The organism is uncultured Fibrobacter sp. (genome assembly GCF_937877005.1).
Classification (GTDB): Bacteria; Fibrobacterota; Fibrobacteria; order Fibrobacterales; family Fibrobacteraceae; genus Fibrobacter.
The window spans coordinates 1-9663 of sequence record NZ_CALEFV010000201.1 but is presented as its reverse complement, the minus strand read 5'-3'; the positions used below and the strand labels follow the sequence as shown (position 1 = coordinate 9663).

Sequence of the window (9663 nt, the reverse complement as noted above, 5' to 3'; positions counted from 1 at the left end):
CACTATGATGGGCATGCCCGTGATCTGCCAGGATGGCGAATGGGTACTTGACGAAGAATCCATGGACTGGGGTGATTACGGCGATTGGGGTGATGAAGAAATCATCGTAGATTAACTAAACCATCCGTTTGAATATGGAAAAACCCCGACTTTGTCGGGGTTTTTTAGTCGCAAAAAGCTAATAGATTAAGCCTTAATGATTGTATCCTTCGCGAGCACGACGATTCCGGATTCGGTGACGTGGAAGAGCTTCTTGTCGCGTTCCAAGTCGTAGCCAATCTGGAAGCCTGCAGGAATATGCAGGCCTTTTTCGATGATGGCGCGGCGGACTTTTGCACCCGGGCCAATCGTCACGTTCGGGAAAAGTATTGATTCTTCGACAAGGGCATCCTTCTGGATAGAAACACCGGGGGAGAGAATGCTCTTGACAACGGTGCCGCCGCCAATGATACAGCCCGAAGACACGATAGAGTCGATGGCTGCACCCTGATGGGCGTTGCCGTCGCCCGCAAAGAACCTTGCTGGGGGCTGGTTCCAGTTGAAGGTTCGGATGGGCCAGTAGTTGTTGTAAAGGTCGAACGGCGGGTTTTCGGAGCAAAGGTCCATGTTCGCCTCGAAGAAGGCGTCGAGCGTTCCCACGTCGCGCCAGTAACCCTTGGTGCTGGCCTGTTCGCCGCGCACGATGTTCGTGTTGAAGTCGTACACGTAAACGGGGTAGTCCTTGTACAGGCTCGGAATAATGTGCTTGCCGAAGTCGGTCGCACCGTTTTCGGCACCCTTCAGGAGTTCGCGCACCAGGAACTTGCTTGTAAAGATGTAGTTGCCCATGCTCGCAAGGCAGTAGCCGGGGTTGCCGGGCATTTCTTTGGGGTTCTTGGGCTTTTCTTCAAAACCGATCATGCGGTTGTCGGCATCCACTTCGATAATGCCGAATTCGCGTGCTTCGGAGACCGGCACCGGTATGGCGGCTATCGTCAGTAGGGCGGCGCGGGAAAGGTGGAAATCGATCATCTGGTTGATATCCATCTTGTAGATGTGGTCGCCTCCGAAAATGGCCACGAGGTCAGGGCGCTCGTCGGTAATCAGGTTGATGTTCTGGAAAATGGCGTCGGCAGTGCCCTTGTACCAGTCGTCGCCAGTGCGCATCTGTGCAGGCACCAGGTCCACGTACTGGTCGAGGCTCGCGTTCAGGTTCCATGCGGCGGAGATGTGCTTGTTCAAGGAATCGCTCTTGAACTGAGTGAGCACCTTTATCTTGAAGATACCGGAGTTGATAAAGTTGTTCAAGACGAAATCGATGATGCGGTATGTTCCGCCAAAGTGCACGGCCGGCTTGGCGCGGTCGCGGGTAAGGGGCTGAAGACGGCTTCCCTGGCCGCCAGCCATGATCATGCATAGAATATTCTTTTGATGTTCCCTAGAGTAAGACCAGCTCATATTACCTCTTAAATCAGAGCGTTCGTGTATACATGCGTAATTTATGTAATTTTTGAGCAAAAATGTAAATTTTTTCTAAAAAATTTCATTTTTTCGCCCTAAAGGAATCTGTATGCGGGAACGGACTGCACGTGGCGGATAGAATAGCTGGCTATAGATTTTTGTGGAAAATTTTTCTTGCCTCCCTCCCTAGGGGGGCTTTTTTTTGTAAATTTTACCGCGTTCGAAATTATCGAAACTTAACGTTAAACCAAACAGGAGCTCATAATGAGTCTTACCCTTAACGATATCAAGCACCCGAAGATCAGTACTTGGGTGAATGAAATGATTGCCATGTGCGAACCGGACAACGTCGTTGTCGTTGACGGCTCCAAGGAAGAATACGATGCCCTTATGCAGAAGTGCGTCAAGGCTGGCCTCGCCACGAAGCTCGCCAAGAAGGAAAACTGCTACCTGTTCCGTTCTCTCCCGTCTGACGTGGCCCGCGTCGAATCCCGTACCTTCATTTCCTCTGTGAAGGAAGAAGATGCAGGTCCGACCAACCACTGGATCGACCCGTCTGAACTCAAGCAGACGATGCGTAAGCTCTATAAGGGTTGTATGCACGGCCGTACCATGTACGTGATTCCGTTCTGCATGGGCCCGCTCGGCTCCCCGATTTCCAAGAACGGTATCGAAGTCACGGACTCCGAATACGTTGTTCTCAACATGGACATCATGACTCGCGCCGGTAAGAAGGTTCTCGACATCTTCAATGCAGACGTGAACGCTGACTTCGTTCCGTGCCTCCACTCCGTTGGTAAGCCGCTCCGCGAATGCGAAAGCGACAACGGCATCTGGCCCTGCGCTGACGTTGAATACAAGTACATCACTCAGTTCCCCGAAGAACGCCTCATTTGGTCCTACGGTTCGGGCTACGGTGGAAACGCTCTTCTCGGTAAGAAGTGCTTCGCTCTCCGTATCGCTACCGTTCTCGCTCGCGACGAAGGCTGGCTCGCTGAACACATGCTCATCCTCAAGCTCACCAACCCGAAGGGCGAAGTCAAGTACGTGACTGGCGCATTCCCGTCTGCTTGCGGTAAGACGAACCTCGCCATGCTCATCCCGACTATCCCGGGCTGGAAGGTCGAAACCATCGGTGACGACATTGCATGGATGAAGTTTGGTAAGGATGGCCGTCTCTACGCTATCAACCCGGAAGCCGGCTTCTTCGGCGTTGCTCCGGGCACCTCTGCAGAATCCAACAAGAACGCTCTTATCTCTGCAGAAAAGAACACCATTTACACCAACTGCGCCCTCACTGAAGACGGCGACGTGTGGTGGGAAGGCATCGGCTACCCGGCCAAGGGCAAGCTCGTTGACTGGAAGGGCAAGACCCGTGACGCTCTCCCGAAGGACAAGGCTCCTAAGGGCGAAGAAATGGCTCACCCGAACGCTCGCTTCACCGCTCCGGCCAAGCAGTGCCCCTGCATCGCCAAGGAATGGGAAGATCCTGCTGGCGTGCCTATCGACGCTATCCTCTTCGGTGGCCGTCGTCCGTCCACCATTCCTCTGGTTCACCAGTCCCTCAGCTGGAACCACGGCGTGTTCCTCGGCTCCATCGTGGGTTCCGAAATCACGGCTGCCTCTACGATTGACGCCTCTCAGGTCGGTAAGATCCGTCGCGACCCGTTCGCCATCCTCCCGTTCTGCGGCTACAACATGGGCGACTACTTCAAGCACTGGATCGAAATCGGTAAGAAGTCTACCGAAGACAAGCTCCCGAAGATCTTCTACGTGAACTGGTTCCGTAAGGATGCCAACAACGAAAAGCTTCCGGGTGGCTTCATGTGGCCGGGTTACGGCGACAACAGCCGCGTGCTCGCTTGGATCTTCGACCGTTGCAACGGCGATAACTCCAACGTTGTTGAAACCGCTATCGGTTACATGCCGAAGACCCTCAACACCGACGGTCTCGCTGACTACTACAAGGAAACCCTCCCGGAAATCCTCAAGGTTGATGTGGAAGGCTGGAAGAAGGAACTCGCCGACGTTAAGGAAAATCACTATCCGAAGTTCGGCAAGCACCTCCCGAAGGAACTCTCCGACATCATCGACATGATCCAGGATCGCCTCAATAAGGCTTAATAAGCCTTATCTTTCCTAACGGAAATCCTTTAAAAATCCCTGCTACCAAATATGGTGGCGGGGATTTTTTCATATTTTCCCCAAATGGTTGCCAAATTGATTTCACTACAAATATTAATATCCATGCATTTTTTTTCGTAAAATGAAAAAAATTGTTCCACCTTCAATTTTTTTAGCTATATTCCAATTTGGAATAGTCTAAAACGCAAAAATGCGGTGGAATTAAGGAGAAGGATTGGATGAATCGATATGACCTGGTACTCTTGGGCTTGATTCTCGAACATGAACGCAGCGGATACGATATTATTACGGAAATTCGCGACCGGGAACTGGACCGCTGGGCCAACCTGAGCACGTCGACCGTGTACAATCGTCTGACGACTCTCGAGAAGAACGGAAGCATTGTCGGTCGTTCCGAAAAAGATGGTAATCGTCCGGAACGCGTCGTGTTCAATATTACCGACAAGGGGAGGGAAGTGCTTCGCAAGGAAGTCCTCAAGCACCTGACCGGTTTCAACGACGATCCTCGAACCCTAGGCTTTGCTTTCCTTTACGGTGCCGAGAACAAGGAACTCATCCGCACGCTTGAAGTCCATGAACGCCGCCTGGTGCAGGAAATCGAGAACCTCGAAAGGATGATTGCCGAAGAACCGCGTCCGACGCTATATCCCGAAGGCCCTTTCCTCAACTGCATGAGCCGCGATCACATCTTGGTGGAACTCAAGTATGTGCGTGCCGCCATCGGCATTTTGCGCGACCCCATCCGCAACAAGAAACTCGACGGTTACTTCTACATCAACTTCGGTAATCGCGATTTCGAAAATTTTAATCAGAAAAAAGACTGAATGATTGATAATTGATGATTACCCATCATCCATTATCAATTATCAATCATCAATTGATTTTCTATATTTGCACTTGAAATTTTAACCCCCTCTCACGGAGAAACAATGGCTACAAAACAGAACAAGAAGAGCGCCCCGAAAGCTGCCAAGAAAGTTGCTGCAAAGACTGCTGCAAAGTATGGCTACTTTGATGACGCTGCAAAAGAATACGTGCTCACCACGCCGGCAACCCCGATCAAGTGGTGCAACTATGTTGGTACTTTGAACTTCGGCGGTATCGTCGATACGACTGGCGGTACCCTCGTTTGCAAGGGCGACCCGGCCCTGAACCGTATCACCAAGTACATCGCCCAGATGCCTTGCTCTGACTTTAAGGCCAGCACCATCTATATCCGCGTGAAGAACGCCAAGGGTTACACCGTGTTCTCTCCGTTCGTGGTTCCGACTCTCACCAAGATGAAGAAGTGGGAATGCCACGTGGGTCTTTCTTACATGCGCTGGATCGCCGAATGCGAAGGCCTCCGTACGCAGGTGACGATTTTCGTTCCGACCGGCTCCAACACCCTCCTCCAGGACATCCAGGTCACGAACCTCGACAAGGCTTCCAAGGAAGTGGACATTATCCCGGTTTATGAATTCAGCCACTTCGAAGCTGAAAAGCAGCTCACCAACGCCGACTGGGTGCCGCAGACCATGACCCTCAAGGGCCACTGGGAAAAGGACGGCCACGTGGTGCTCGAACAGTACGCTTACATGAAGCGTGACTTCGCCGTGAACTACGTGACTGCAAACTGCAAGGTCGGTAGCTTCGATGGCGACCGCCGCGTGTTCCTCGGCGCAAACGAAATGGGCTCCTGGGCAGCGCCGCTCAGCCTCGCCAACAAAGAACTTTCCAACAGCGAATGCGACCGTGGCGACAACATTGCCGCTCTCATGATCCACGCTGGCAAGATTGCCGCCGGCAAGACCTTCCGCACCTGCACACAGCTCGGTCAGGAACAGAGCCTGAAGGTTGCCTCTAAGGCAATCGCCAAGTACCGCGACTTGAAGAACGTCGACAAGGCTTTCGACGAACTCGCCAAGTTCTGGGAAAAGTACCTCTCTACGATCCAGGTGCAGACTCCGGATGCAGCGTTCAACTCCATGGTGAACGTCCACAACCCGCGTCAGTGCCACACCACCAAGAACTGGAGCCGCTACCTGTCCCTGTACCAGCTGGGCTACGGCACCAGCCGCGGTATCGGTTACCGTGACTCCAGCCAGGACCTGATGGGCGTGATGAGCCATATGCCGGAAGAAGCTTTGGAACTCGCCTTGAACCTGCTCTCTGTGCAGCGCCCCGAAGGTAACGCCATGCACCAGTACGCTCCGCTTGCCCTTGCCGAAGACAACGGCAACGAAGCAAACGCCGGCGACTCCCGCGAAAAGAAGGGCGTCCTCGACGAAAAGGGCCAGCCGGCTTACGCTGACTGGTACGGCGATGACCACCTCTGGATCGTGCTCACGATTGCAAACTACCTCAAGGAAACCGGCAAGATGGATCTTCTCAAGAAAGAAGTTCCGTTCTACGAAGCCGGCAAGAAGCGCGCTCAGCGTGAAAAGGGCACCGTGCTCGAACACCTCAAGCGTTCGCTCAACTTTACCCGTACTCACCTCGGTAAGCACGGCCTTCCGCTCCTCGGCTTTGCCGACTGGAACGACTGCATGAACTTGCCGCTCGGTGCAGAATCCTCCTTCAACACGGGCCTTTATGCTAAGGCTCTCCTTGAAATGATGGACATCTGCGAAGCTCTCGGTGACAAGAAGTCCGTCGAAATGTACAAGGGCTGGTACGAAGACGTGAAGAAGGCCTTCAATGACAGCGCTTGGGACGGCAAGTGGTGGATCCGCTGGTTCGACAAGCAGGGCAACGCCTATGGCACCAACAAGGCCAAGTACGGCAAGATTTACTGCAATAGCCAGTCCTGGTCCGTGATTTCCGGTATCGCTACCGGCGAACGCGCCAAGATGGGCATGGACAGCCTGAACAAGCTCCTCAATACCGCTAACGGCGTGAAGAGCTCTACTCCGGGCTATCGTGGCTTTGATCCGAACGTGGGTGGCATTTCTACCTATCCTCCCGGAGCCAAGGAAAACGGCGGTATCTTCCTCCACACTAACCCGTGGGTGATGATTGCCGAAACCATCCTCGGCCGTGGCGACAAGGCATTCCAGTACTACAGCCAAATTAACCCGGCTGCCAAGAACGTGAAACTCGACGAGTTCGAATCTGAACCGTATTGCTATCCGCAGAACATTCTCGGTGACGAACACAAGCAGTTCGGCATGGGCCGTAACGCATGGCTCTCCGGCACGAGCTCCTGGACTTACCAGGCTGCAACGCAGTTCATCATCGGTGTCCGCGCAAGCTTCAAGGGCCTCATCGTGAATCCGTGCATCCCGAGCTCCTGGGACGGCTTCAAGGTGACCCGCAAGTTCCGCGGTGCAACCTACGAAATCGAAGTGAAGAACCCGAAGCACGTGTGCAAGGGTGTCGCCGAGATGATCGTCGATGGCAAGAAGATTGACGCCGACGTGGCCCCGATCTTTACGAAGGGTACCCACAAGGTCGTCGTGACTCTCGGTTAAGAAACCCATATAGCCGTCGCGATAGTGCGTTGCCTTGACTCTCGTCGTATTACTTATACGCCTTCGGTCAAGGCCGCCTTCTCTCGCTAGGCTCTCTGAGTTTCTTGTTTGAGAAATAATATTGAAATGTCCGCTCCGTTTGGGGCGGATTTTTGATATCTAGGACATCTGCGGTTTAGGCTCACAAATGCAAAAACAAGTTTTTGCACTTTCTCGCTTTGCGCGCTTTTGTCACGGCACTCGCCTTTTGCTATATTTAGCGCGGAAATTTTTAAAAAGGAATAAAAATGCGTTCTTTTAAATTTGTTTCTCGCGGTATTCTGACGGTCGCTCTGGCCGCCGGTATCGCTTCTGCTCAGTTGTTGAACTCCAAGAGCATGGATGTAATCCGTGTGGAAAAAGTCGGTATTTCTGCAGGTAAAATCGATAGCCTTGCCAAGATGCTCGGCGAACAGCAGCTCCGCGGCAAGAAGATTGATGACAAGACCATGACTCAGCTCCGTTATGCCGTGATCGACAACCTGGTGGGCCAGGAACTCATCAAGCTCGAAGCGAAGAAGATGGGTATCAAGGTCTCCAAGGGCAAGGTGGACAGCCTGACGGCTTTGTTCAAGGCCCAGTTCCCGAGCGAAGACGCCTTCCAGAAGGAACTCAAGAAGTCCAACACCACCATGGCCCAGTTCAGGGAAAAAATCGAGGACCAGCTGAAGAGCGAACAGATTCTCGAACAGAAGGTCCCGTATCCGAAGGATCCGACCGAAAAGCAGAAGGAAGCCTTCTGGGAGCTGAACAAGTCTAAAGTCCAGGTGAACGATTCCATTAGCGGTGCTCGCATCGTGATCAGCACCAAGGGCAAGTCCAAGCAGGAAATCGAGGACGCCAAGGATATGCTGAAGGGCCTCGCCGCCCAGGTGCGTAGCAAGAAGGCTACCTTCGCCCAGCTCGCCGCCATGTACAGCGACGATCAGTCCGCCAAGAAGACCGGCGGCGTGATGACCAAGTTTGTTGCCAAGACCAAGGGTGATGCCTTCGTGAAGGCCGTGAACAAGATCAAGGTCGGCGAAATGACCGAACCCTACACCGATAAGGACGGCATCGCTATCTTCATGCTCACAGAACGCAACGACGGCAAGTACGAAAGCTACAAGCACCAGATCGACTACATTCTGCGTGTGCAGGCCGAACAGGACCGCCAGGCCCAGCTCAAGGCTTACCTCGACGGCCTCGGAAAGGTCTACAAGGTGCAGTACCTCGATGCCAAGTACACTCCGCCGCAGGCTATCGGAGCTTCCAAGTAATGGCTTTTCAGACGACTCACACTGGGCTGATCGACTTGCGTGCGCGCATCGACAAGCTCTGGGGGTATCTTTGACTTAGAAGCCAAGACCGAAGAACTCTACGTTTTGGAAAAGGACTCCGCCGACCCGAACCTGTGGAATGACCAGGACAAGGCGCAGTCCATGATGAAAAAAATCGGTAATCTGCGTGCCCTGCTGGACTCGTGGAAAGAAGTCTCGCAGAGCTGCGACGACCTTGCCGAACTCTACGAAATGAGCAAGGCGGAAGAATCCGCCGACCTGACCGCATCCATCGATTCGGATATTGCGGAGCTCAAGGCGCGTATCGAGGAAATGGAATTCAAGAAGATGCTGAACGGCCCGGACGATGCCTGCAGCTGCCTGATGTCGATTCACCCGGGCGCAGGTGGCACCGAGTCGCAGGACTGGGCGCTGATGCTCTTCCGCATGTACACGCATTTCTTTGAACGCGAAAAGATGGATTTCAAGGTGGTGGACTTTCAGGAAGCGGAAGACGCCGGCCTCAAGAGCGCAACCATCGAAGTCACTTGCGAAAACGCTTACGGACTATTGCGCTCTGAGATTGGCGTGCACCGCCTGGTGCGCATCAGCCCCTTCGACGCAAACGCCCGCCGCCACACGAGCTTTACCGCCGTGTACCTGTATCCGGAACACGAGGACATCGAATTCGATTTGGACATGGCCGACGTGCGCGTGGATACCTACCGCAGTAGCGGCGCCGGTGGCCAGTACATCAACAAGACGGACTCCGCCGTGCGCATGACCCACTTGCCCACGGGTATCATGGCGAGCTGCCAGACGGAACGCAGCCAGATCCAGAACCGCGAAACCTGCTACAAGATGCTCAAGACCATGGTCGCTGAACATTACCGCCTGGAAGAAGAAGCCAAGCGCGATGCCCGCATGGCCGAGAAGAAAAAGGTCGAATGGGGTAGCCAGATCCGTAGCTACGTGCTGCAGCCTTACCAGCTGGTAAAGGACCTGCGCACCGGCGTCGAAACCTCGGATACCGCGGGCGTGCTCGACGGTAAAATCAAGCCGTTCATCAACGCGTACCTGCTGAGTACAAGCGAAGGGCAGAAGTGACACGAAAGTGTCATCCTGAGCTATACGAAACTTAGAACTTTAGTTCTCTAGTTGAGTTATGCTCTTTGGGTAGGAACGAAGTGAAGTCGATATACGAAACTTGGCTACTTGTAGCCTTAGTTGAGTTATCCCCATAGAGGATAATTCGACTAAGACTCTGAAGAGTCTAGTCTCATATAGGTTCGTAGGAGCAGGATCTTTAGTAGACAATTAGAAAGTGG

Annotated in this window: 6 protein-coding genes; 5 read left to right on the top strand and 1 reads right to left on the bottom strand. The window is 53.3% G+C overall.

The features are described from left to right. Window positions 1-186: 186 nt before the first annotated feature. Window positions 187-1437: a glucose-1-phosphate adenylyltransferase gene (gene glgC / locus Q0628_RS09290; protein WP_298770368.1), complete on the bottom strand. Its 1251-nt coding sequence runs from the start codon at window positions 1435-1437 to the stop codon at window positions 187-189. A gap of 267 nt (window positions 1438-1704) precedes the next feature. Between glgC and Q0628_RS09285 the strand changes: the two genes are divergently transcribed. From Q0628_RS09285 to prfB, 5 genes are all read left to right on the top strand, one after another. Then, window positions 1705-3564 carry a phosphoenolpyruvate carboxykinase (GTP) gene (locus tag Q0628_RS09285; protein ID WP_298770366.1) on the top strand — a complete coding sequence of 620 codons (1860 nt, stop codon included), beginning with the start codon at window positions 1705-1707 and terminating at the stop codon, window positions 3562-3564. A 239-nt stretch (window positions 3565-3803) separates the two neighbouring features. Beyond that, complete coding sequence (locus Q0628_RS09280) at window positions 3804-4409, top strand: PadR family transcriptional regulator (RefSeq protein WP_298770364.1); 606 nt, start codon at window positions 3804-3806, stop codon at window positions 4407-4409. A gap of 105 nt (window positions 4410-4514) precedes the next feature. Then, window positions 4515-7037, top strand: a complete 2523-nt coding sequence (locus tag Q0628_RS09275; protein WP_298770362.1) for a glycosyl transferase — start codon at window positions 4515-4517, stop codon at window positions 7035-7037. A 287-nt stretch (window positions 7038-7324) separates the two neighbouring features. After that, a complete protein-coding gene (locus Q0628_RS09270; protein ID WP_298770360.1) occupies window positions 7325-8335 on the top strand; it encodes a peptidylprolyl isomerase in 1011 nt (336 codons plus the stop codon). Further along, window positions 8335-9442 (top strand): peptide chain release factor 2 gene (prfB, locus tag Q0628_RS09265; RefSeq protein WP_298770358.1). Its coding sequence is split into 2 segments (ribosomal slippage): window positions 8335-8406 and window positions 8408-9442, totalling 1107 coding nucleotides; the frame shifts between segments, so codons are not numbered across the junction. The genes Q0628_RS09270 and prfB overlap by 1 nt, the downstream gene beginning before the upstream one ends. Window positions 9443-9663: the final 221 nt, after the last annotated feature.